Source organism: Shinella sp. GW821-FHT11G07 (assembly GCF_058808115.1).
The window spans coordinates 26,320-50,082 of record NZ_JBXARJ010000027.1 but is presented as its reverse complement, the minus strand read 5'-3'; the positions used below and the strand labels follow the sequence as shown (position 1 = coordinate 50,082).

Genomic DNA, 23,763 nt, shown 5'->3' with positions numbered 1-23,763 from the left:
GCATCACACCCGCACAAAAACTGAAGAGGGCTGCGTGAATTCTACCGTAGAGCCCCGTTAAAAACGGGAGGATTACCTTTTGTCGCTAGCGCTTCGAGCACCGAACGGCCGAGGTTGTCCCGCACTGTCGCGATGAACCTACCAACCCTTTGAGAGAAACGCCCCAGCAAGGCCAAACTGAGGCCGCGGGAGGCTTCGGCGATCATTGCAACCCTGCGGTATTTTGCTTGTGGCATTCAGGTTGTGCCCGCCGCAGCCCACCGAAGCAGGCGTATTTCAACTCCACATATTCCTCGATGCCATACTTGGAGCCCTCTCGACCAAAACCGCTTTCCTTGATGCCGCCGAAGGGCGCGAGTTCGGTGGAGATCAGTCCCTCGTTGATGCCGACCATGCCAAATTCTAACTCTTCAAGTACATGCCAGATGCGGTTGATGTCGCGTGCGTAGAAATAGGCCATCAGGCCGTAGCGTGTGTCGTTGGCGAGGCGGATAACCTCCGCTTCGCCCTTGAAGCGGAAGACTGGTGCAACTGGGCCGAAGGCCTCTTCCTGCGCGAGCCGCATCGATGACTGCATGCCGCTCAGCACCGTCGGCTCGAACCAGGTGCCGCCAAGCGCGTGCGCCTTCCCGCCGGTTTCGACGCGGGCGCCGTGGCCCACGGCGTCGCCGATCAGCTCCGCCACCTTCGCTACGGCCTTACCATTGATGAGCGGCCCTTGCACCACTTCCGGCACAGCACCATCTCCCACCTTCAGCCTGGCAACCTCTTCGGTCAGCTTCGCAACGAAGGCATCGTGGATGCCGTCCTGCACGTAGATGCGGTTGGTGCAGACGCAGGTCTGGCCGGAGTTGCGGAATTTCGAGGCGATGGCGCCGGCGACGGCGAGATCGAGGTCGGCGTCGTCGAAGACGATGAAGGGAGCATTGCCGCCGAGTTCCAACGACAGTTTTTTGAGTGTGTCGGCACATTGCCGCATCAGGAGCTTGCCGACGGCGGTCGAGCCGGTGAAGGAGAGTTTTCGGATGACCGGATGTTCGCAGAGCAGGCGACCGATGCCGGCGGAATCCGTCGAAGGTACGATGTTGAGCACGCCGGCCGGAATGCCGGCCTGTCGGGTGAGCTCGGCCATGGCGAGCGCCGTCAGCGGCGTTTCCTCCGAAGGTTTGACGACCATGGTGCAGCCGGCGGCGAGTGCTGCGGCCGCCTTTCGGGTGATCATCGCCAGCGGAAAGTTCCAGGGCGTGATGGCGGCGCAGACGCCAATCGGCTGTTTAAGCACGATGAAGCGCCGGTCGCGCCCGGCCGACGGGATAACGTCGCCGTAGATGCGCTTGGCTTCTTCGGAAAACCAGTCGACGAAGGAAGCGCCGAACGCCACCTCGCCGCGCGCCTCGTAGAGCGGCTTGCCCTGCTCGGCCGTGATCAACCGGGCAAGGTCCTCCGTATGGGCGGTGATCAGGTCGAACCAGACGCGCAGCAGTTTTGCCCGCTCCTTGGCCGGGCGCTGGCGCCAGTCCACCTGCGCGCGCTCGGCCGCAAGGATTGCCCGTTCGACATCGGCGGCGGCAAGATCGGCGACGCGGGCAAGAACGTCGCCCGTCGCCGGATTGCGCACCTCGAAGGTCGCGCCCGTCTCCGCCCCGGCCCAGGCGCCGTCGATGAAGGCCTGGTCGTGCAGCAGCGCGAGCGTCATTGCCCGGCCTCCACCTTTTCAAGCGCCGCCCGCAGGCTGTCCTTGAGGATGGCGATGCCCTCGTCGAGATGGTCGAAGGGGATGGTCAGCGGCGTCAGCACGCGCACGACATTGCCATGCACGCCGCACGAGAGCAGCAGCAGGCCCTTTTCGGCGGCGGTGTGCGTGATGGCCTTCACCAGTTCCGGCCAGGGCTGGCGCGTCTCGCGGTCGCGCACGAATTCGATCGCCACCATGGCGCCAAGGCCGCGCACCTCGCCGATGCAGGCAAACTCATTGCCCTCCTGCCAGTCCTCAAAGACCGCCTTCAGCCGGCTGCCGACCGCGTTGGCGCGATCGATCAGTTTCTCGTCCTCGATGATCTCCATCACGGCGAGCGACGCTGCGCAGGACAGCGGATTGCCGGCGAAGGTCGAGCCGACGCCGCCCATCGGGATCTTGTCCATGATGTCGGCGCGACCGGTGACGGCGGCAATCGGGAAACCGCCGCCAAGCCCCTTGGCCATGGTGACGATATCGGCGGCAACGCCGGCATGTTCCATCGCAAACATTTTGCCGGTACGGGCAAAACCTGTCTGGATCTCGTCGGCGATCAGCAGGATGCCGTGTTTGTCGCAGATCTCGCGCAGCGTACGCAGGAAGGTGACGGGCGCGGGGTAGAAACCGCCCTCGCCCTGCACCGGCTCGACGAAGATGCCGGCGACGCGGGTGGGATCGACCTCGGAGCGGAAGAAGCGGTCGAGCGCGGTCAGCGATTCCTGTTCGGAAATGCCGTGATAGGGGATCGGGAACGGCAGGTGGAAGACATCCGGCACCAGCGGACCGAAGCCGGCCTTGTAGGGCGCGGTCTTGCCGGTCAGCGTCATCGCCATCAGCGTGCGGCCGTGGAAGGCGCCGGAGAAGGCGACGAAGGCCGAGCGGCCGGTAGCGGCGCGGGCAATCTTGGCAGCGTTTTCGATGGCTTCAGCGCCGGTGGAGACGAGAAACGTCTTCTTCGGGAAGTCGCCGGGCACCAGCGCGTTCAGCTTCTCGCAGACCGTGACATAGTCGATATAGGGCGTGGTCTGGAACGAGGTGTGGGTGACCTTGTCGAGTTGGTTGCGCACGCGCTCGACCACTTTCGGATGGCGATGACCCGTGTTGTTGACGGCAATACCGGCGGCAAAATCGATGTAGCGCTTGCCTTCGACGTCCCACAATTCGGCGTTTTCCGCCTTCTCGATATAGACGTCGAGATGTTTCGCCAGGCCGGCCGGAATAGCGGCAGCGCGCCGCGCCGTGAAGGCAGCGTTCGTGGACATGGATGTCTCCTTGGACAGTTTGTTATGGTGCGCCGCTATCGCGGCGCTTCAAGATGGCAGGCCCCGCCCCTGATGGACGGGACCAGCACCTCAATTCCTAGACGGTCGCCTTAGCGCGGCGGGCATCACGCTCGAGCTTCCAATCGACGCATTCCTGCGAGCAGTAGATACTGCCATCGTGCGTCTTCTTGCGGCTGGAATCCTCTTCCGAGGCTTCATAGATCAAGACGCCGCAATTGGCGCATTTGGTATAGCTTTCGATATAAAGCCCGTTCAGCGAAAACTTCATGGTCTCAGGCCTCCTGGTAGCCGTAGTGTTTCTGGGCGGCCGCCTTGGAGACGTAGCCCTCGCGGACATCCTCCGCGACCGCTGCCGGGTCGCGCTTTGCCGGTTCGCCGTAGCCGCCGCCGCCGGGGGTGACGAGCCGCACACGGTCGCCGCGGCGGATCGAGACGTTGGAATAGCGGCTGGTCGAGGCCTTGCCATAGGCTTCGCGCATCGTCTGCCAGTCCTCGCGACCGTCCTTCATGACCAGTGTCGCGCCGAGGCCGCCTTCCGTGCCGCCGTTCAGGCCCCACGGCGCCAGCAGATGGCGGTCGGTCATCTGCGAGCAGATGATCTTGTCGTTGAGGCACAGCATCTGCTTGGAATAGCCGACCCCGCCGCGGAACTCGCCGGCACCGCCGGCATCGACGTTGAAGGCGAGGCTTTCGATGCGCCAGGGGAAGCGCGTCTCGTAGACTTCGACCGGCGTGATGCGGCAATTCCCGTTGATCGAGTCGACGCCGTCATTGCCATCGGCAAAGGCGCGGCCGCCCCAGCCGACGGCTTCCAGATCGTAGCAGGCGAAGTATTCGCCCGTATCGGCATCGACGCCGCCGAAGACGAAGTTGCAATGCGTCGCCCCTTCCGCCGCCATCACGCGGTGCGGAACAGCCGTCGCCATGGCGCCGAGGATGGTGCCGACGATGCGCGGGTGGGTTTCGGTGTTGCCGCCGACTTCTGGTGCCGGGAAATCGACATTGACGATGGTGCCGGGCGGCGCCATCACGCGGATCGGCCGGAAGCAGCCGGAATTGCGCGGGATCGTCGGGTCGGTCATGTGCAGCACGGCGTTGTAGGCGGCCGATGTGGCGACGCCGAGCGTCGCGTTGATCGGGCCTGAAGCCTGCGGCGAGGAACCGTGATAGTCGACGATGATCTCGCCGCCACGCTTGTGCACTTCCACGGCGACCGTATAGGTGCGGTCGGCGTCGATACCGTCGCTCTCGATCGTGTCGGAGAAGGCGTAGATGCCGTCCGGGATCAGTTCCAGTTCGGCGCGCATGCGGCGCTCCGAATAGAGCAGCAGGTCGTTGACAGTCTCCTTGATCTTCTCCTTGCCGTACTTCTGATAGATCAGCGTCATCTGCTTTTCGCCGAGATCGACGGCGGCGATGAGGGCGCGAAGGTCGCCGTAGTTGACGCGCGGCGTGCGCACATTGGCGAGAAGCAGCTTCCAGACCTCGATATTGTCCTTTCCGCGCTTCTTGATCTTCACCGGGGGAATGCGAAGCCCCTCCTGGAAGATTTCCGTGGCCTCACCGCAGAAGCCGCCAGGCGCCATGCCGCCGACTTCGGCGATATGGCCGATCGCCACCGCAAAGCCCATGATCTCGCCATCGACGAAGATCGGCTTGAAGAAAGTATGCTCCGGCGTGTGCAGACCGCCGCGATAGGGGTCGTTGTGGAGGATGACGTCACCCTCCTCGATCTCGTCGATCGGGATTTCCTTGAGGCAGGATTTGACGAGCAGCGGCATGCCGCCGATCTGCGCCGGGCAATAGTCGGCAACGGCGATCATGTCGCCGTTCATGTCCGCGAGGCCGCAGGTGAAGTCGAGCGCCTCGTTGAAGATCGTCGAATAGGACGTCTTCATCAGCACGATCCCCATCTCCTTGCAGAGAGAGACCATGCTGGATTCCAGGATGTTCATCGTAACGAAGTCCATGACGGTACTCCTCAGGCCGAAATGATCAGGTTGCCGAGCCGGTCGACGCGGAGCGTCTGTTTCGGCTGCAGAGTGGTGACGGAGGCGTTTTCCTCGACAATGGCGGGACCGGTGACGGTCTGGCCCTGCTTGAAGGTGCCGCGGTCGTAGGTCTTCACCTCGTGCCAGCCGTCCTCGAAGCGCACCTTGCGGCTGCCGGAAGAGGCAGGCGTGCCCTCGCCCTTTTCGAGCTCCCGCATCTGCGGCTTTTCCGAAACGGCAACGGCCACGACCTTGAGATTGACCGTCTCGATGGTCTCGCCGGGAATGGAGAAGCCGAAGCGGTTCTGGTGCTCCTCGTGGAAGCGCTCCCAGAGGCTTGCGATGGTTTCCTCGGTAAACTGGTTGGCCGGGAAGCTCAGTTCCAACTCGTGGTTCTGGCCGAAATAGCGGGCCTCGATGGAACGGTAGATCTCCACCTTCTGCTGGTAGCCCTGCGAGACCAGCTCGGCGATGGCGCCATCCACCAGTTCCGTCATCGCCGCCGTGGCACGGGCACCGTCGAAGTACTTCGATATCTGCTGCACGGTGCGGTGCCGGTCGACGCGGGCATCGGTCATGATGAAGCCGAAGGCCGAGAACTGGCCGGGATAGTTCGGCACGATGCCCTGCGGAATGCCGGAAATATCCATCAGGTCGCAAATGTGCACCGGACCCGCGCCGCCGGAGGCGACGAGCGAGAAATCGCGTGGATCGAGGCCGCGCTGGAGCAGAACGGCACGCAGCGCGCCGAGCATGTTGTTGTTGGCGATCTGCACCATGGCGAAAGCCGCCGCATCGACCTCAAGGCCGAGCTGGTCGGCGATCCTCTTCACGGCGCGATGCGCCGCCTCCGCGTCGAGCTTCATCTTGCCGCCGAGGAAGTAATCGGGGTTGATGCGGCCGAGCACGACGTTCGCATCCGTCACGGTGGCATTCTCGCCGCCGCGGCCATAGCAGGCCGGTCCCGGCGCGGCACCGGCCGATTGCGGGCCCATGCGCAGCATACCGCCCTTGTCGATCCAGGCGATGGAGCCGCCGCCGGCGCCGATCGTGTGGATGTCGATCATCGGGATCTGGATCGGCAGGCCCCATTCGATCTCGAAACTGGTCGTCACATGCTCCATGCCGTCGACGACGGTCGAGCAATCGGTGGAGGTGCCGCCCATGTCGAAGGTGACGAGGTTCTTGATGCCGGTCAGCTCGGAGAGAACGCGGGTGGCGACGACCGCGCCCGTCGGGCCGGACAGCGTCATCTGCACCGGCGCTTCGGCCGCTCCCTTCAGCGTCGATTCACCGCCGTTCGACTTGATCACGCCGATCCGGTCGCCGATACCGATGGCGTCGAGCCGCTTCTGCATGCGGTGGAAATTGTCGGAGACAATCGGCTTCAGGTAGGCGTCCGCGATCGTCGTGGAGGCACGGTCGTATTCCTTCCACTTCGGCAGGACCTCGTAGGAAATCGAGATCGGCATGCCCGGCAGTTCTTCGGCCAGAATGTCGCGGATGCGCTGCTCGTGGCTCGGGTCGATATAGGAGAACAGCGTGCAGACGGCGATCGCCTCGATCGTACCGTCGGCCTTGATCGTCGCGGCAAGCTCGCGCACGGCCGCTTCGTCGAGCGCCGTGACCAACTCACCCTTGGCGCTGAAACGCCCGCCGATCTCATAGGTGTCAGCACGCTTCATCAGCGGCTTGGTCTTGATCCAGGTAATGTCGTAGTGGCTGCGGCGGTCGCCGCGCTGGATGAAGGGAACATCGCGAAAACCTGATGTCGTGACATAGGCAACCTTGGCGCCGCGGCGCGTCAGGAGCGCATTGGTCGCGATCGTCGTGCCGAGACGGATCTTGTCGACGCTGGCGACATCGTCCACCTGTCCGAGCCCCTGGAGCACGCCTTCGATCGGTTCGGAGGGCGTCGTGAGGTTCTTCCAGTTCTCGATGGTGCCGGTCGCCGCATCGTAGGAAACGAAGTCGGTGAACGTTCCCCCAATGTCGATGCCGATGATTTTTCTGTCAGGCATTGTTCCCTCTTTTCTCATGGATAGGATCAGGACGAGCGGGGGTTTTCCCGCTCGTAAGCTTCAAGCAGATGGCGCCAGGAATCGCGGATGTGATCGCGGATGGCGTCCATCGCCTTTTCGGGATTGCGGGTGCGCAGCGCCTCGACGACCGGCCAGTGATCGACGGCCGCCGCCATCTGGCTCTCGAACTGGCGCTCGGCCATGGTGATGAGCATCTGCACTTCCGCCTGGATGTTGGTGAAGGCGTGCAACGTCTGGCGGTTCTTCGAGAGCCGGCAGATTTCGAGGTGGAAGGCGAGGTCGTTTTCGACCAGCGCGATTTCGTCATTGGCATTGGCGGCCGCGACCATCGCATCGACGAAGCCGGCAATACGCTCGATGTCGGCGTCGGTCATCTGCGGCAACGCCTGCTCGACGGCGAAGCGCTCGACCACGACGCGGAACGAGAAGATCTCGTCGATATCGCTGTGCAGGAAGGTGCGCACGAACGTGCCTTTGCGGGGAACCGCGACGAGCAAGCCACGCTCCTCCAGCCGGCGGATCGCCTCGCGTATGGGGTTGCGGCTGATGCCGAGCTGGCGGGCCAGCTCCGCCTCGTTGATGCGCTGGCCGGGCTGGAGCCGGCCGAAGATCAGTTCGCGCACGAGAAAGGCCGAAACCTGGTCGGAAAGCATCCTGTTGTCGATGATGCCAATTGGCTCGTCGCTGTTGAAGAGTAGATTGTTAGCCATTGATGAGCCCTTTCTCGCGTTGTTCCTGCTCCGGCAGGGTCATTTCTCGCCCTGCCATGATTCCGTCTTTCCGGAAGACCAGTATCAACAGCATAAAGGCTGCGATGATAAGCTCCTGCGTGCCCGCCGGCAGCGACCACTGCTCACCGCCGATCGAAATCCCGCCTTCAAGCCGGCGGAAGACATCGACCATCGCCGTGATGACGACGACGCCGGTGACCGCGCCGGCAAGGCTGCCCATGCCGCCGACGATGAGCATTGCGAGTGCGAGGAAAGTGAAGCTGAGGAAGAAACTGTTGATCGACACCGTGCCAAGGTAGTGCGCCTGGAGGACGCCGCCGAGACCGACCATGAAGCCCGAGAGCGTGAAGGCGATGAGCCGCGACCAATAGAGCGAGATGCCCGACGCTGCCGCCGCGACCTCGTCTTCGCGTGTTGCGCGGATGGCAAGGCCGAAGGCGGAGACCTGGTAGAGATAGGCGATGACGATCGCAAACACCGCGCAGCCCAGTGCCAGCCAGGCCGTCACATAGGTCGGCAGGCCGACGATCGAGGCCGAGCCCATCGTGACGCTGTCCCAGTTGGAATAGACGACGTTCAGGATGAACAGCACAGCAAGCGTGGAAATCGAGGCCGCCAGACCGGTGAGCCGCATGATGACGAGGCCGGTGAAGAAAGCGGCGGCACCCGCGAGCAGCACCGAGACCACGGCGGACGGCAGCAGCGGAATGCTCTGGTCGCGCAGGAACGGCGGCAGGCCGGACATGGTGATCGGCTTCAGCATCTCGCAGCAGGTCTGCCAGGCGGAGGCGTAAGCGGCAATCGCCATGAAGGTTGCATGGCCGAAGGAAATGATGCCGGAATTGCCGACGAAGACGTAAAGCCCGACGACGATGACGATGCTGATCAGCATTTCAATGACGGTGCGCTGGATGGACAGGCCGCCGAACTGGCCCGTCACCACGACGATGATCGCAAGCGGAACGACGAGAGCAAGCACCGGAAACCAGAAACGGCCGATCGTTGCGAAGGACATGGTATCGCTCTTCATTATACACGCTCCTTCGCGGCGCTGGTGACGATCAGGCCCTGTGGGCGCACGAGGAGGATCAGGATGACCATCATGAACACGCCGGCATCGCGGAAGGGTCGCAGATCGGCCGGCAAATAGGTTTGCAGGAGCACGCTTACGACACCGACGAGAAACCCGCCGAGCGCTGCCCCCGGCAGAGAGCCCATGCCGCCGATGACGGTGGCGAAGAAAGCGTAGACGACAGGCATCAGGCCCATGCGCAGGTCGAGCGTGCCGGTCTGGATCGTCAAGAGCAGTGAGACCGCACCGCCGAGCAGGCCGGAGATGGCGAAGGCGAGCGCGATCACCCGGTTTGCCGGCATGCCGAGCAGGCGGGCCATCTGGAAGTTTTCCGCCGCCGCCCGCATTTGGATGCCGAGCGGCGTCTTCTTGAGGAAGAGCACGAGCGCAACGAGCAGCCCGGCAGTGACGACCATGGTCAGGAGCTGGATGCCGGGAACACGCACGCCGCCGATCTCCACCGCATTGGCAAGGCCCTGTCCGATGCCGACCGATTTCGGCCGGCCGGTATGGACGAGCATGACGAGGTTCTGCAGGAAATAGCTGACGGCGAAGGAGGAGATGAGCAGGGTCGACGGGTTGGAATTGCGCAGCGGCCGGAACGCCACACGCTCGGTCAGAAGCGCCAGAGCCATCACGACGACGAGCACGCCACCGATCATCAACGCAGACGGCAACGCACCGAGCAACAGCGGTGGCGTGACGCTCGCGGTCGGCACCACCAGCGCATAGGCGCCAATGGTGATGTAGTCGGCCTGCGCGAAATTGACGAGCCGCATGACGCCGAAGACGAGGCCGATCGCCAGTGCGACAAGAGCATAAAGGCTGCCCAGCGCAATCGCATCGACGAGAACTTGAACGATGTTGGCCATGGCGTCGGTCCTAGATCGCGAGGGTGCTGTCACCCGCCTTTTCGCCCAGATAGGCGCGGCGGACGGCGGGATTCATCTGGATATCCTGTGGTGAGCCCTCGGCGAGACTCTGCCCGCCATCGAGTACATGGATGCGTTGGCACACCCCCATGATCACCTTCATATTGTGTTCGATCAGCAGTACGCCGCAGCCGAAGCGGGCCGGTAGCTCGGCGATGATTTCCATCAGCGCCTCGCATTCAGCATCGTTCATGCCGGAGGCCGGCTCATCAAGCAGCGCAAAGGACGGCTGCAAGGCAAGTGCCCGGGCAATGCTGACGCGCCGCTCATCGCCATAGGAAAGGCTGTCGCAGCGGTGATCGGCCTTTTTGGCCAGACCCATCCAGTCAAGGATATCAAGCGCCCGCTCCCGGGCGGCCCTCAGCGAAAGCCCGCTGCCGATGGCCGCGACGGAGAGGTTTTGCTCCATTGTCATCGCCCGGAAGAGGCGCGCCGCCTGGAAACTGCGGCCGACACCGGCCTGGGCGATCTTGCGGGCCGTCAGTTTCGAAACATCGACGCCGTCAAGCTGGATGCTACCACTGGTCGGACGCTGGAAGCCGCTCAGCACATTGACCATGGTCGTCTTGCCGGCGCCGTTCGGACCGATGAGGCCGAGAACTTCGCCGCGCCGGAGTTCGAGGTCGACACCGCTGAGCGCCCGGATGCCGCCAAAGGCAACGGCAACACCGCGGGCTTCAAGCCGTTCTTTCGGAGCCGATCTTTTCAATGGACGTGACATATCGGGCGAGACCTATTCGTAAGCTCGTCTGTAAATTTTTCAGGAGATTGGTTCCGCCAGCCGCACCGCCATGCGGCCGGCGGATCGCAGCCGGTTACTGCCCGACGCGGAACAGAAGCTTCATGTCCGGCTTGAACGAGTTCCGGTAGACCTCGACGGCACGGAAGGAGTCGTTCTCGACCTTCATGATCAACCAAGGACGGTCGACCTGGATATGCAGTTGATCGGTAAACGACGTCGGGCCGGCGGTGAACGGCTGGTCCTTGAAGGTGTTCATGACGCCGACCACCGCTTCGGATTCCGTCGTCTTCGCCTGCTCGACCGCATAGGCCCACTGCTCGATGAGGCTATAGCCGAGAACCGAGTAGGAAGAGACAGGCGGCTCGCCGTAACGCGCCTTGTGGCTTTCGAGGAATTTGTTCATTTCCGGGCGCGGATCATCGCCGTAAAGCGACATGAAGGCGGGCAGGTAGAAGTCTTTCAGGCCCGGCACGGCGTTCAGCCAGTAATTGTCGACCATCGCCGTGTTGGCGAGGATCGGAAGATCGATGCCAGCGGCGCGCAGCTGGCGCACGGCGGAAGCCCCGCCCGGCGTGAACGAGCAGACGAAAACCGCTTCCGGTTGCGTTGCGAGCCCCTTGAGGCGGGTGATCTGCGAGGCGATCGACGGGTCGTCGTTCTTGAACGTGTCGTTGCCGAGGATCGTTTCCTCGCCACCACCCGCGGCCCAGGCCGCACGGAACCCGGCGCAGGCCGACTTGTTGTATTCGATCGTCAGGTCTTCGAGCACGTAGACCGACTTCAGGTTCATCTTCTTCTGAGCATATTCAGCAATCGCGATGCCTTCCGACTGTGCCGCGCTGTTGGCGGTGAAGGTCAGCGGACCAACGCCCTGAACGCCCATCTTCGGATCCGCCGCGCAAAGGCTGAAGGCTATTTTCCCCGCCTGCTTGGCGGCTAGAGCCGCTGGCGCACCGAAATCGTAGTCGCAGGATACGACCAGCATGTCGACGCCGCCGTCGACGAGCTGCGCGCCGACGGATGCCGCACGCGCCTGCTCCGTCTTGGTGTCCATGACGGAATATTCGATCTGGCGCCCCAGCAGGCCGCCAGCCTTGTTGATTTCCTCGATCTTCATGACGGCCGCCTTGAAGGGCGCGCTGTCGTAGTTCGAGAGCCAGCCGGATTCCGCGATGGCAAAGCCGATCTTGATCGGCTCTTCGGCACGTACGCTGGTCACAGGCAACAGAAGGGCAATTGCGGCCGAGGCGGCCACAGCAACAGATCTCATCGTCGTTCCCCTTGGCGATGAACGATGCACCGCCATAATTATTTGCACATAGTCCTCTGTGGACAGAAGACAGAATGCGGGTTAGATTTTTTTTGTCAACGGCAAAAAACGGCGAGCCTTTCCGATTTCGATCAGTGGCCTCAGCCGCGCTAAAGGGGAACGACATGCTTGAAGTACGCGGCCTCACTGCCGGCTATGGCCGGCTTGCTGCCTTGAAATCGATCGACCTCGAGGTAAGGAAAGGCGAGATCGTCTTCGTCGTCGGGCCGAACGGCGCCGGCAAATCCACACTCCTGAAAACGATTTCCGGGCTGATGGCGCCCACAGGAGGCACACTCGCCTTCAATGGCGAGCCGATCGCCGGTCAGGCGCCGGAAAAGCTCTGCCGGAAAGGTTTGGCCCTGGTGCCGGAAGGTCGCAGTATTTTTCGCACGCTGACGGTTCAGGAAAATTTGCTGCTCGGCGGCATGATCCGCAAGGACAAGGCCGAAGCGGCTGCCGATCTGGAACGAGTGCTGGAGATTTTTCCGATCCTGAGAAGTCGCTATCGCGGCGTTGCCGGCCACCTTTCCGGCGGCGAACAGCAGCAGCTCGCCATCGCCCGCGCCATCCTGCAACGCCCGTCGCTGATGATGATCGACGAACCGTCGCTCGGCCTTGCGCCGCTGGTGATCGACCAGGTTTACGAAAGCATCCGCCAGCTCAATGCCGGCGGACTGACCCTGCTCGTCGTCGAACAGTCCACCGCCCGTATTCTCGACCTCGCGTCCCGTATCTACGTGCTTCGCAACGGCCACGTCGCTCTGGAGGGATCGGCAAGCGAACTTGCCGATGGGCATGCGCTGGAAGAGGCTTATTTCGGTTACAGCGGCCGCCAGTCCGCGCACGCATAATCCGGCAGACAAGGGCAGGACAGATGATTTTCGACTATTGCGTCATCGGCGGAGGCATCGTCGGCCTGGCGACCGCCATGCGGCTGCTTGAGACATATCCCGGCAGCACCCTGATCCTTATCGAAAAGGAGGATGCACTCGGCAAGCACCAGACCGGTCACAACAGCGGCGTCATCCACGCCGGCATCTACTATCCACCGGGTAGCCTGAAGGCCGAGTTATGCCGCAAGGGCGCGGATGCCACCAAGACCTTCTGCGCGGAAAACGGTATCCGTTTCGAGGTATGCGGCAAGCTGCTCGTCGCGACCTCAGCGCTCGAAGTGTCGCGCATGGAGGCCCTCTACGAACGTTCTCGAGAGAACACGATCGAGGTTCAACGCGTCAGCGAAGGCGAATTGAAGGAACGGGAACCGAACATCCGCGGTCTCGGCGCGCTTTTCGTGCCATCGACCGGCATCGTGAGTTATGCCGAAATCTGCCAGGCCATGGGGCGGCGCATCAAGACGCTCGGTGGCGAAGTCCGCCTCTCGACGCGCATCACCGGCATTCGCGAATCCATCGATTCCGTCGGTATCGCATCGGCTGGCGAAAGCTGGCAGGCGAAAAAGCTGGTGGTCTGCGGCGGTCTCCAGTCGGACCGGCTGGCTGTGCTCGCCGGACTATCGATCGAGCATCGCATCGTTCCCTTCCGTGGCGAGTACTATCGCCTTCCGGCAGCGAAGAACGACATCGTCCGCCACCTGATCTACCCTATTCCGGATCCCACCCTACCCTTCCTCGGCGTGCATCTGACACGAATGATCGACGGTAGCGTGACCGTCGGGCCGAATGCCGTGATCGGTTTTGCCCGCGAGGGCTACCCACGCCTTTCCGTCAATTTCGCCGACCTGGCCGATTACGCGCTGTTTCCCGGCTTCTGGAAAACCGTGTTCGCCAACCGAAAATCGGCGGTCACCGAACTCAAAAACTCTCTCTGGAAACCAGGCTATCTGGAGGAGTGCCGGAAATACTGGCCGAGCCTCGAGCTCGCCGACCTGCTGCCGCACGAAGCCGGCATCCGCGCGCAGGCCGTGCGCGAAGATGGCGCACTCATCCACGATTTCCTGTTCGCACAAACAGATCGCATGCTGCACGTTTGCAACGCCCCCTCACCTGCCGCGACATCAGCGATCCCGATTGCGGAGATGATCATCGACCGCATGACGCAGGAACACCGCTTGCAGGTCTCGTAGTGCGCAGATGCCAGGGAGGGATTAGCCCAACAGGCTTTCCACTGCCGAGGCGATAGCCAGGAGGCGCGCATCGCTTCCCTTCGGCGCCGAGACCAGAAGCCCGGCGGGCATGCCGCCGGCGCCGACGCAGCAGGGGAGCGACACGCCGCACCAATCCAGGAAATTGCCGATAAGGGGATTGCGGAGTGTCTTCGCGTTCACCCGGAAGAACAGGTCCTCGTCATCCGCGAGCGGCTGGAGCGGCGGGGCGACATGGGGCAGCGTTGGGCTGATCAGGACGCTGTCCCGGCCAAGCCGCGTCTCGAAGGATGCGATCAGTCTTTCTCGCGCGTTCAGCGTCTCGATATAGTCGGCCAGCGAGATCTTTGCGCCCAGGGCCGCGCGCTTGACGACGCGAGGGTCCATGCCGGCAGCGACCGGTCCAGTGAGGCGATCGCGGTGCAGGACGAAGGCTTCGGCCGTGACGAGTGCGCCATGTTTTGCCATGAGATCGAAGATCGCGGTGAATTCCGGGAAAGCCGTGCGCCTGATATGGGCTCCAGCCCTTTCCAGCCGCTCGACCGCGGCCTCGAACGCCACAACGACCTCCGGCTCGGCGTCATCGAAGAACACGGTCTCCGGAATAACGAACGAAAGATCGGTTGGGCTGGGGCGCGGGAGTGCGTCGGCTGCCGGCAAGCCGCGCATGGCGGCGTCAATCCAGATCGCATCCTGCACGGTGTGGCACAGCGGCCCCAGAGAATCGAGACTCTTCGACAGCGGGAACACGCCGTCCATGGCATATCGGCCCCGGGTCGCCTTGTAGCCGACGGTACCGTTGAAGGCTGCGGGGATGCGCACGGAGCCACCGGTATCCGTACCGATGGAAACAGGCACAAGGCCCGTGGCCACCGCAACCCCGGAACCGGACGACGAGCCGCCGGGAATACGATGCTCGCCGGCGGGCGAGGCCGGATTGCGCGGCGTGCCGTAATGCGGGTTGAGGCCGAGGCCGGAAAAGGCGAATTCGCTCATGTTCACGCGCCCGACGCTGACCATGCCCGCACCCGCAAGCGCCCGCACCACGGCAGCGTCCGTGTTCGCCGGCTCATTGCTGGCAAGCACGCGGGAGCCGGCCGTCGTCGGCAGGCCCTCGATATCGAAAAGGTCTTTCCAGGCAATCGGCACGCCATCGAGCACGCCGAGCGAACGGCCTTCGCGAATGCGGCGGCGAGAGGCTTCCGCCTCGGCTTTCGCCCGGTCCTTCAACAGATAGGTAAAGATCGCGGTGTCCGTATTGCCTTCGATCGCCTTCAGCGTCTCTTCCGTAAGCTCCACGGGATCCAGCGTGCCGGACTGGAGGAGAACGGAAAGCTGGGCGACCGATCGGGGGCGTCTCGACATCGTCAAATGTCCTTCTCTGCACGCCCGACAAGCTGCATCCAGCGGCGAACGAGGTAGTTGTGTTCATCCATGGTGGTGTTCCACACCGCGATACCGTTGGCGCGCTGCCAATAGGAGCCGCCGCTGCGCACGGAACCACGCTTGACGCGGATGGCACCGTCGGGACCGGCGAGGTCTTCGCGCGCCGGAAGGCCCTCGTACCAGTAATCCCATTCAGCGGCCGTCATGTAACGGCGCGAGCGTTCAGGCGTGGAGATGTAGTAACCCTGCCGCGCGACCACCGCGCCGGGCCAGCCGGAAATCCACCAGTTGAGGTACTCGTAGGCAACGTCGAGCATACGGCCGCTGAGATGCCTGGAGAGGCAGAGGCCGCCATGCCAAGCGCGATAGCCTTCAGCAGGCGCCGCCTGTTCGACGGGGAAGCCGCGGCCGTTAAGGATGCCGATTCCCGTCGACCACATGCTCTGGATATCGGTCTCGCTGTCGATCATCAGCGCGGCGGCGTCTTCCGCCGTGCGCCAGAAGCCGCGGAAGAAGCCCACCTTGCGCCTAGCCTCCAGAATGTCCACCAGCTGGTCGATTTCGGCGACGGTCATGTTGCCGATATTGCCGAAGGTCATAAGGCCGGACGCCTGCGCCGCGAGCGCCGCATCGAAGATGCCGATCGCCGGCTCGTCGACGAGGGCAGCGCGGCCGCTCCAACGCTCGTCGAAAAGAGCTGCCCAGCTGTTCATCGATGGCAGGTGCTCGACGGCATCGCTGCGATAGGCGAAACTGTCGAAATTATGCGTCGTCGGCAGCATCGAAATCCGTCCGGTCGGCGTATCGCCAAGGGCGAGGCTTGGCTGGACGTAGAGCTTGCGGGCCGGCACGTCGCCCTGTCCCATGCGGGCGCTCGGACTGATCTGGCCGGTCTTCGTCAGGTCGTTGATCTCGTCCCATAGCGCGATGCGCGAAATCTCGATCGGCTGGATCGCACGCCAGTACCAGACGATGTCCAGGTTGTGGAAACACTGGTCGTAGATGTCGTAGCTGTCCGGCTCCTGCGCGGCCTTGTGCTGGGTGACGATGAAGTCATTGTTGTCGAAACTGACATCGATACCGAGATCGGCCTCAGCCTTTACCCGCAACTCTTCCAGCAGGGAGATTGCGGTGCCGAGCACGCGCAATTTCGGCCGGCCAGCCGTGTGGATGGCCGGTGCTGAAGGTTCCGGTTTCGGGGAATGTTTGTTCATCAAGTGCTCTGGGCGTTACGGGCCTGCGCTGCCGCCTCTGGCTGCGGATTGCCAGCTACCCTCCCGACAAGCGAGAAGGCGCTGAATGACCGTTTCAACAGGTTCGCGTCGAGACCGTCAACAATAAAGACGATCCGCGACACGCGTTCCGCCGTGGGCCAGGCCTCCAGATGCACCGGCGGATGGACGAGATGCTGCACGCCGTGAATGGCCACGGGTCGCTCCTCGCCTGCAATGTCGAGAATGCCCTTCACCCGCAGCACCCGTTCGCCGTGGCGGTTGAGGAGCATGGTGAGCCACACCCCGAAACCGGTCCAGTCGATCGACTCGTCGACGGCGATCACGAAAGAAGAGATTGCCGTCTGATGCGTCGTGCCGTCTGCCGTCAGCAGCGTCGCGGCGGCATCGCAGTAGAAGCCGCTCGCCGATTGCAGTTGTGCCGCGCGCTGTGCCTCTCCGGCACCGAGCAACGTTTCGGCGTCGGGGCCGTCCGTTGTCGCGATATGGCGGATCGCATCCGGGTTGAGCTGTGCCAGTCGCTCGACAAGCGCCGCGGAGACGGTCGCGCCCTCGCAAAGATCCGCCTTGGTGATGACGATCCGGTCGGCGATGGCCGCCTGGCGATTGGATTCGACATAGGTGGCGAGCTGGGCAAGGCCGTTGACGGCATCGACAGTCGTCACAACGCTGCCGGCCCGGAAATGGTGGCGCAGTACAGGATCGGACTTGAGCGTCGAGAGAACCGGAAAGGGATCGGCAAGTCCGGTGCTCTCGATCACCACGCGCGTGAACGGAGGCACGAGACCGCGTTCACGCTTCGAGTGCAGTTCGCGCAGGGAATCGGCAAGCTCGCCGCGCACGGTGCAGCAGACGCAGCCGGATTGCAGCAACACCACCGTGTCATCGATGCGTTCGACGAGGTGGTGGTCGAGGCCGACCTCGCCGAACTCGTTGATCAGCACGGCGGTGTCGGCAAGTGCCGGATCGGCAAGCAGCCGTTTCAGCAGTGTCGTCTTGCCGGAGCCGAGAAAGCCGGTCAGCAGGTGGACGGGCGTGAAGACCGGTGCATCAACCATCCCTGCCCTCTTCCATACGCGCAATGAGGAGCGGATCGAGTGGGTCACACAGACGACCCGACAGCCGTTCGGCCGCCGGCCACAGATGACCGAGATCCTCGATCACCTCGCTCTTGCCGGTCTGCGTGGAGAGAACGAAGGACGAGCCCTGCCAATCGGACAGGCTCATGCCGAAGGCCGCGAGTGTGCGGTTGGCGACCGTCACCCGCCGCGCCCGCTCACGGCGCCGGTCGAGCCGCTCGACATTACGTGTGAAAACGCCGGGCCGTGCAACGGCATCCGTCCAGTGCTCATTTCCACCGAGCACACCGCAAAGCGAACACATGGCACTTCCTTTCCAATCGTTCGAGGGAGCGGGCAAACCCGCTCCCTCCTGCCCTTATGTCTTGCGCGGCGCGCGCTTGGCGAAGTCGTCTGCCATCTCGTTCATCGTCACGAACTTCACGCCAGGATGCTTGATCATATGCGCATAGAGGCGTTCGAGCATCATCAGCACCTGCGGGCGACCGGCCACATCCGGATGGATGGTGAGCGGGAAGACGGCATAGTCCATCTCGCGATAGACCCAGTCGAACTGGTCACGCCACATCTGCTCGATATCGCGCGGGTTGACGAAGCCGTGGCTGTTCGGCGCCTTCTTCATGAACATCATCGGCGGCAGGTCGTCGAGATACCATGAGGCCGGGATTTCGATCAGGTCGGTTTCCTTGCCCCTCTTCAGCGGAATCATCCAGTCGGAAGGCTTGCGCGAATAGTCGATCTTGGTCCAGCTGTCGCCGACACGCACATAGTAGGGTGTGAAGTCGTTGTGCATCAGCGAATGATCGTACTTGATGCCGCGTTCCAGCAGCAGTTCGTTGGTGACGTTGGAAAACTCCCACCACGGCGCGACATAGCCGGTCGGCCGCTTGCCGGACAGTTTGGTGACGAGTTCGATGCTCTTGTCGAGCACTTCCGTCTCCTGCTCGCGCGTCATTGCGATCGGGTTTTCGTGGGTATAACCATGGATGCCGATCTCGTGCCCGGCATCGGCCACGGCCTGCATCTGCTCGGGGAAGGTCTCGATCGAATGGCCCGGGATGAACCACGTCGTCTTGATCCCGAAGCGCTCGAACAGCTTCAGGAGCCGCAGGCTGCCGACCTCTCCGGCAAAAATGCCGCGCGAAATGTCGTCGGGCGAGTCCTCGCCGCCATAAGAGCCGATCCATCCGGCCACAGCATCGACATCGACGCCGAAACTACACAATATCTCTTTCGCCATTGGGTGTCTCTCCTTTGGTTTCCTTGGGTCTTCTAGGATCGTCAATGAGCGGGAATGACCGTCGCCTCGGCGGGGTTCCAGCTCAGGAACACGTTGCTTCCGGCCGGAAAATCGCCCGGACGGTACTTGTCGACATGGGCTTCCAGAGAAACGGAGCGCCCGTCGCCGAGGCGCGCCGTCAGGTGGGCGATATGCCCCACTACCTCGGAACGCTCGATGCAGGCATCGACGAGGTTGCGTGTGCCGGCTGCGGCGAGCGCTTCGCGCCGTGCCACCGCGTGCACTTCGATGGCTTCTGCCGGAATAACGAGGTTGACGCGGCTGTTGCCCGCGAGCGTGCCGTTGGCGCGACCGGCAAGCGTGCCGATCCCCGTCGCCACCACGATGTCGGCGCCATCATTGCCGGCAACCTCGCCCAAGAGCACGGTATTGCGGCCGATAAACTGCGCCACGAAGGGCGTGTTGGGCCGCGTATAGAGCTGGTGCGGCGGGCTTACCTGCTCCACGCGGCCCTGGTTCATCACCACGATGCGGTCGGAAAGCGCCAGCGCCTCCGACTGGGCATGCGTGACGAAGATGAAGGTAACGCCGAGGCGCTTCTGCAACAGCTTCAGCTCGTTCTGGATCGCCTTGCGCAGGTTGGCGTCGAGAGCGCCGAGCGGCTCATCGAGCAGCAGGATGTCCGGTTCCACGACGAGGCCGCGCGCAAGCGCGATGCGCTGGCGCTGGCCGCCGGAAAGCCTGTCCGGCTTGCGTTCGGCGATGTCCTCCAGACCGAGCGTTGCGAGGATGCGATCCACCTTCGCGTCGCGTTCAGCCCTGGCTGTTCCCTTCACTTCCAACCCGTAGCCGATGTTGCGGCGCACGGACATGTGCGGGAAGAGCGCGTAGTTCTGAAAGATCGTTGAGGTCGGGCGGCGTTGCGGTGGAACATCGTTCATGCGCTCGCCGCGGATCAGCATCTCGCCCGAGGAAATGCTCTCGAAGCCGGCGATCATGCGCAGCGTCGTCGTCTTGCCGCAGCCGGACGGGCCAAGGAAGGCGATGAACTCACCCTTGGCGACCGACAGGTTGAAGTCGATGACCGCCGGCGTGCCGTTGTCATAAACCTTGCCGACAGTGTTGAGTTCCAGATCGAATATCATGGGGGCGTCTCCCGGAGGATCGGTCGGGACCGGGGCATCTAGCCCCGGTCCGCAGTCTTAGGATCATGCGTTGAGAAACTCGTCCCACTTCTGGATGAGGTGATCGTATTCTTCCGGCCACTGGTGCCAGTAGGCGACGTTCTTGGCGCGCTCTTCGAGCGAGCCACCGTCGCGCAGGTCGCCTTCCTTGATGCCGCGCTCCTCGGCACCGACCCAGGGCTTGCCCTCGTACCAAAAGGCATATTTCTCCGGCGCCATCACATCCTTGATTTTGGTGGAAGGCGAATAGTAACCCTGCTCGGAAACGGTGATGCCCGGCTCGCCCGAGAGCCAGTAGTCAGCATAGGCGATGACGGCGTCCCGGTTCGCCGTGCCGGCGATCATGGAGGGGCCGATTGCCCAGCCGCGATAACCTTCCTTCGGCACGGCATATTTGCAGGGTTTTCCCTGCGCCTTGACGGCCATGACGGCGGGCTGCCAGGCGTCGCAGACGACCATTTCGCCGGAAGCCATGAGGTTGACCAGTTCGCCGAAATCGCCCCAGAGCGCACGGAACTGACCTTCCTTCTTCTTGGAGACGAGGAAGGCGGCGGCCTCGTCGATTTCGGCAACGGTGGGGTTGCCGGGATTCTTTACGTCGGAAAGGCCGAGCGTGTTCATCGCCATGATGGCCTGGCCGAAGGCGATCAGCGGATCGGTGTTGAGACCGGACTTGCCCTTCCACTTCGCATCGAAGATCGCCGTCCAGGTGTTGGCCTCCTCGTCGGAGAGCACATCCGGATTATAGCCGATGGAATCGTAGTTGTAGACGGCGGGCACCATGTTCAGCACGGTCTGAGCCTCGTCCGCCCAAATCTGGCCGACGATCTGCGAAGCCCGGTCCCACTTCTCGCTTGCGGTGGTGAACGTGTCGCGGATGTTTGCCCAGTTCTTGAGCGAAGCGGCTGGGATCGTCTCGACGTTGTCGGTCATGACGATGGAGGGCAGGCGCTCGGCGATGATCTCCCAGCAGTCATAATCCTTCGAGCCGGAGAGGATCTTGGTCTGCGCGTCCGGAAAAGTCGCGGCAGTGCCCGAGGTGGTGCCGACTCCGGACGCTTTCTTGAATTCGTCGAGGATGCGTTCCTGCACCGTGACCGAGAGGCCAATGGTGCGCAACTGTTGTCCGGCGAGGTCCGCCGCCTGTGCGAAGGCCATCCGCGACGACAGGAATGGCGCGCCACCGCCGATCGCCAGCGCCATCACGCCGGCCGAGCGCTTCAGGAGCGAGCGGCGATTGATTTCCGACTTGATCATATCTCTTCTCCAGTTTGTTTATCGTTCCCCGGAGCCGCTCCGCGACCCCTTGTTTTCGCCCCATTGCGGCGGGACGTTTCAGTACCGGCCCACGAGCAGGCCGCCATCCACGACCAGCACCTGGCCGGTCATGTATCTCGCGCTGTCGGAGGCGAGGAACGTGGCGACATCGGCAATGTCCTCCGGCGTCCCGAGCCGTCCCATCGGAATGAATTCGGCAGCCTTCTCCGCACCCGCCGGCCCGAGGGAGTTTTCTTCGGAGAGAAGCTGTGCGGTGCGGATGTAGCCCGGCGCAATGCCGTTTACCCTGACGCCGTCGCGCGCCATCTCCACTGCAAGGCCGCGCACAAGACCCACCACGCCGGATTTGGCGGCGGAATAGTGAACATGCTCATCCCATCCATAGGCGACGCCCATAATCGATGAGAGTGCGATGACAGCGCCTGAACGGCGGGCACGCATGCCAGGAGCGACCGCACGCACGAGGCGGAAGATGCCCTTGAGGTCTATGTCGAAGGTAAGGTCCCACTTCTCGTCGGTGAGGGTTGCCAGCGGCACGCGGTGCGCGATGCCGGCATTGGCGACGACCACGTCGATCCGCCCATGGCGTTCCTCGACATGGGCGACGAGCCGGTCGGTCTCCTCCGTCGACCGCACATCGTAGAAGCGGAACTCCGCTGAGCCGCCTGCCGCGATGATAGCCTCCGCCGTTTCGCGGCCCTCTCTTTCGAGGACGTCGGTGACGACGACGTGGTCGCCCAGCGCTCCGAACGCCTTCACCATTGCCCGGCCGATGCCGATGCCGGCACCTGTAACGATAACGATCCGTTTTTTCTCTGCGGTCACGGGTTGCTCCATGTTCAAAGCATCACATCGCCGGAATTGGGTCCAAGCGTCTGGCCGACGAAGAGGCTGGCGGCGGGTGACGCGAGGAATGCGACCGTCTCGGCCACCTCTTCCGACTCGCCGAATCGGCCGAGTGGAAGGCCTGCGCGCTTGGCAGCGCGCCAGTCCTCGGAAAGCTCCATGACCAGTGGCGTGTTGATCGGGCCGGGTGCGACGGCATTGACGCGCACGCCGCGGGCCGAAACCTCGCGGGCAAGCGCCTTGGTCATGCCGATGATCGCCGCCTTGGCGGCGGAATAATGCACGAGTTCGACGCCACCGATCTGGCCGAGCTGTGAGGCGATGTTGATGATCACGCCTTCGCCTGCGGAAAGCATGGCCGGCAGCACGGCCTTGGTCATCAGGAAGCTGCCGCGCACATGGACGGCAAACATCCGGTCGAAATCCACCACCGTCAGGTTCTCGAACAACGCCTGATGGGCGATCCCGGCATTGTTGACGAGCAGCGAGGCCTCCCCGTGTGCCACGACGGCGGCGGCGTAGATGGCAGCGACATCGGCTTCGCGGGAAACGTCGCCCGCGACAGCCACAGCGGTTCCATCCGTTGTCCGGATTCCAAGGGCTACGGCTTCGGCACGCTCGAGAGAAAGGTCGTTGACGGTCACGGCATAGCCGATGGCAGCGAGTTTGATGGCGATGGCGCGGCCGATGCCGGAACCGGCGCCGGTGACGATTGCAGAGCGGGCCGCCATCACGCCTCCTCCTGTATCGCGAGGCGCTTGGCGCGGCGAACCGAGAGCGCCATGAGAAACGCGTAGGTGCCGAGCAGCGCAAAGGAGAAGATCGTCGTAAGCACGCCGAAGGCAAAGACGTTGGGATGCACCTCCACGGAAAAGGTACCGTAGATCGCTAGCGGCAGCGTCAGATCACGGCCCGAGGCAAACAGCGTGCGCGAAAATTCGTCATAGGAGAGCGTGAAGGCAAACAGCATGGCCGAGAGAACACCGGGAAAGATCAGCGGAAAGGTGATCTTGCGGAAGGTGCGCGCCGGAGTGACGCCGAGCGACCAGGCGGCTTCCTCGACGCTTGGATCGAAGCGGTTAAAGATCGCGAGCATCACCAGGAAGGCGAAGGGAAAAGTGTAGACGACGTGCAGCACGAAGGCTGTACCCCACCAGTGCCGGTCGATGCCAAGTGTATTGGCAACGAGTGCCATGCCGAGGCCGACCAGCACGCCAGGCACCATCATGCCAAGCACGATGAGGTAGAAGACGATGCCCGAGCCGCGGAATTTTTTGCGGAAGGCCTGGGCGGCGGTAACGCCGAGCACGGTCGAGACGATCATGGTCATGACGGCGAGCGCCAGCGAGCGCACCAGCGCCTGTTCGATCGGCAGCGGAGCAATGCGTGACGGCGGAGTTAAGCCAAAAAGATGTTTATACCAGTAGGTCGACCATTCGATGATCGGGAATTGCGGCCCGCCCTCCGGTCCCGTCTGGAAGGAGAGGATCGCAAGCACGACGAGTGGACCATAGAGGAAGACGATGAAGAGCGTCGTGTAGAGGCCGAGGCCGAACTTGGTGCCGGTAGCATTCATG

The 23,763-nt window shown here is 63.0% G+C and carries 22 protein-coding genes; 2 read left to right on the top strand and 20 right to left on the bottom strand.

Translation table 11 applies throughout. The annotated features are described in order from the left end of the window. Positions 1–202: 202 nt before the first annotated feature. The 10 genes from AC1RT2_RS31275 to AC1RT2_RS31230 form a co-directional block, all read right to left on the bottom strand. On the bottom strand, positions 203–1,696 hold the full coding sequence (locus tag AC1RT2_RS31275; RefSeq protein WP_493108305.1) for an NAD-dependent succinate-semialdehyde dehydrogenase: 1,494 nt from the start codon (positions 1,694–1,696) through the stop codon (positions 203–205). Then, positions 1,693–2,997, bottom strand: a complete 1,305-nt coding sequence (gabT, locus tag AC1RT2_RS31270) for a 4-aminobutyrate--2-oxoglutarate transaminase (RefSeq protein ID WP_493108303.1) — start codon at positions 2,995–2,997, stop codon at positions 1,693–1,695. The genes AC1RT2_RS31275 and gabT overlap by 4 nt, the downstream gene beginning before the upstream one ends. A 97-nt stretch (positions 2,998–3,094) precedes the next feature. Beyond that, positions 3,095–3,286 carry a hypothetical protein gene (locus tag AC1RT2_RS31265; RefSeq protein WP_069062488.1) on the bottom strand — a complete coding sequence of 64 codons (192 nt, stop codon included), beginning with the start codon at positions 3,284–3,286 and terminating at the stop codon, positions 3,095–3,097. A gap of 4 nt (positions 3,287–3,290) precedes the next feature. Further along, positions 3,291–4,988, bottom strand: a complete 1,698-nt coding sequence (locus tag AC1RT2_RS31260) for a hydantoinase B/oxoprolinase family protein (RefSeq protein ID WP_493108301.1) — start codon at positions 4,986–4,988, stop codon at positions 3,291–3,293. A gap of 11 nt (positions 4,989–4,999) precedes the next feature. Beyond that, complete coding sequence (locus AC1RT2_RS31255; RefSeq protein WP_493108299.1) at positions 5,000–7,030, bottom strand: hydantoinase/oxoprolinase family protein; 2,031 nt, start codon at positions 7,028–7,030, stop codon at positions 5,000–5,002. A 26-nt stretch (positions 7,031–7,056) separates the two neighbouring features. Then, on the bottom strand, positions 7,057–7,761 hold the full coding sequence (locus AC1RT2_RS31250) for a GntR family transcriptional regulator (RefSeq protein ID WP_493108297.1): 705 nt from the start codon (positions 7,759–7,761) through the stop codon (positions 7,057–7,059). Beyond that, positions 7,754–8,812: a branched-chain amino acid ABC transporter permease gene (locus AC1RT2_RS31245; RefSeq protein WP_493108295.1), complete on the bottom strand. Its 1,059-nt coding sequence runs from the start codon at positions 8,810–8,812 to the stop codon at positions 7,754–7,756. The genes AC1RT2_RS31250 and AC1RT2_RS31245 overlap by 8 nt, the downstream gene beginning before the upstream one ends. Beyond that, positions 8,812–9,726 (bottom strand): branched-chain amino acid ABC transporter permease, encoded by a 915-nt coding sequence (locus tag AC1RT2_RS31240; RefSeq protein WP_083243111.1) that lies wholly within the window; start codon positions 9,724–9,726, stop codon positions 8,812–8,814. Before AC1RT2_RS31240 ends, AC1RT2_RS31245 begins: the two co-directional genes overlap by 1 nt. Before the next feature lie 10 nt (positions 9,727–9,736). Continuing rightward, positions 9,737–10,495, bottom strand: coding sequence for an ABC transporter ATP-binding protein (locus AC1RT2_RS31235; RefSeq protein ID WP_286157338.1), 759 nt, complete (start codon positions 10,493–10,495; stop codon positions 9,737–9,739). A gap of 106 nt (positions 10,496–10,601) precedes the next feature. Next, positions 10,602–11,798, bottom strand: a complete 1,197-nt coding sequence (locus tag AC1RT2_RS31230) for an ABC transporter substrate-binding protein (RefSeq protein WP_493108292.1) — start codon at positions 11,796–11,798, stop codon at positions 10,602–10,604. A gap of 164 nt (positions 11,799–11,962) precedes the next feature. Between AC1RT2_RS31230 and AC1RT2_RS31225 the strand changes: the two genes are divergently transcribed. Together AC1RT2_RS31225 and lhgO are read left to right on the top strand one after the other, a co-directional pair. Beyond that, positions 11,963–12,691, top strand: a complete 729-nt coding sequence (locus AC1RT2_RS31225) for an ABC transporter ATP-binding protein (RefSeq protein ID WP_493108290.1) — start codon at positions 11,963–11,965, stop codon at positions 12,689–12,691. Positions 12,692–12,717: 26 nt separating this feature from the next. Beyond that, positions 12,718–13,923: an L-2-hydroxyglutarate oxidase gene (gene lhgO / locus AC1RT2_RS31220; protein WP_493108309.1), complete on the top strand. Its 1,206-nt coding sequence runs from the start codon at positions 12,718–12,720 to the stop codon at positions 13,921–13,923. A gap of 21 nt (positions 13,924–13,944) precedes the next feature. On the opposite strand, the gene AC1RT2_RS31215 is transcribed toward lhgO, so the two are convergent. The 10 genes from AC1RT2_RS31215 to AC1RT2_RS31170 form a co-directional block, all read right to left on the bottom strand. Further along, complete coding sequence (locus AC1RT2_RS31215; RefSeq protein WP_493108288.1) at positions 13,945–15,306, bottom strand: amidase; 1,362 nt, start codon at positions 15,304–15,306, stop codon at positions 13,945–13,947. Positions 15,307–15,308: 2 nt separating this feature from the next. Further along, entirely contained in the window at positions 15,309–16,541 is a 1,233-nt protein-coding gene (locus AC1RT2_RS31210) for an ABC transporter substrate-binding protein (protein WP_493108286.1), read from the bottom strand. Then, entirely contained in the window at positions 16,541–17,617 is a 1,077-nt protein-coding gene (locus AC1RT2_RS31205) for a CobW family GTP-binding protein (RefSeq protein WP_493108284.1), read from the bottom strand. The genes AC1RT2_RS31210 and AC1RT2_RS31205 overlap by 1 nt, the downstream gene beginning before the upstream one ends. Then, complete coding sequence (locus AC1RT2_RS31200; RefSeq protein ID WP_493108282.1) at positions 17,610–17,942, bottom strand: hypothetical protein; 333 nt, start codon at positions 17,940–17,942, stop codon at positions 17,610–17,612. The genes AC1RT2_RS31205 and AC1RT2_RS31200 overlap by 8 nt, the downstream gene beginning before the upstream one ends. 54 nt (positions 17,943–17,996) lie before the next feature. Continuing rightward, entirely contained in the window at positions 17,997–18,878 is an 882-nt protein-coding gene (locus tag AC1RT2_RS31195) for a polysaccharide deacetylase family protein (RefSeq protein WP_493108281.1), read from the bottom strand. A 41-nt stretch (positions 18,879–18,919) separates the two neighbouring features. Next, positions 18,920–20,023, bottom strand: coding sequence for an ABC transporter ATP-binding protein (locus AC1RT2_RS31190; protein WP_493108279.1), 1,104 nt, complete (start codon positions 20,021–20,023; stop codon positions 18,920–18,922). 63 nt (positions 20,024–20,086) lie between these two features. After that, entirely contained in the window at positions 20,087–21,319 is a 1,233-nt protein-coding gene (locus AC1RT2_RS31185) for an ABC transporter substrate-binding protein (RefSeq protein WP_493108277.1), read from the bottom strand. Positions 21,320–21,397: 78 nt separating this feature from the next. Continuing rightward, entirely contained in the window at positions 21,398–22,177 is a 780-nt protein-coding gene (locus AC1RT2_RS31180; RefSeq protein ID WP_493108275.1) for an SDR family NAD(P)-dependent oxidoreductase, read from the bottom strand. Positions 22,178–22,179: 2 nt separating this feature from the next. After that, entirely contained in the window at positions 22,180–22,917 is a 738-nt protein-coding gene (locus AC1RT2_RS31175; protein ID WP_493108273.1) for an SDR family NAD(P)-dependent oxidoreductase, read from the bottom strand. Continuing rightward, complete coding sequence (locus tag AC1RT2_RS31170) at positions 22,917–23,762, bottom strand: ABC transporter permease (protein WP_493108271.1); 846 nt, start codon at positions 23,760–23,762, stop codon at positions 22,917–22,919. The genes AC1RT2_RS31175 and AC1RT2_RS31170 overlap by 1 nt, the downstream gene beginning before the upstream one ends. Position 23,763 lies beyond the last annotated feature (1 nt).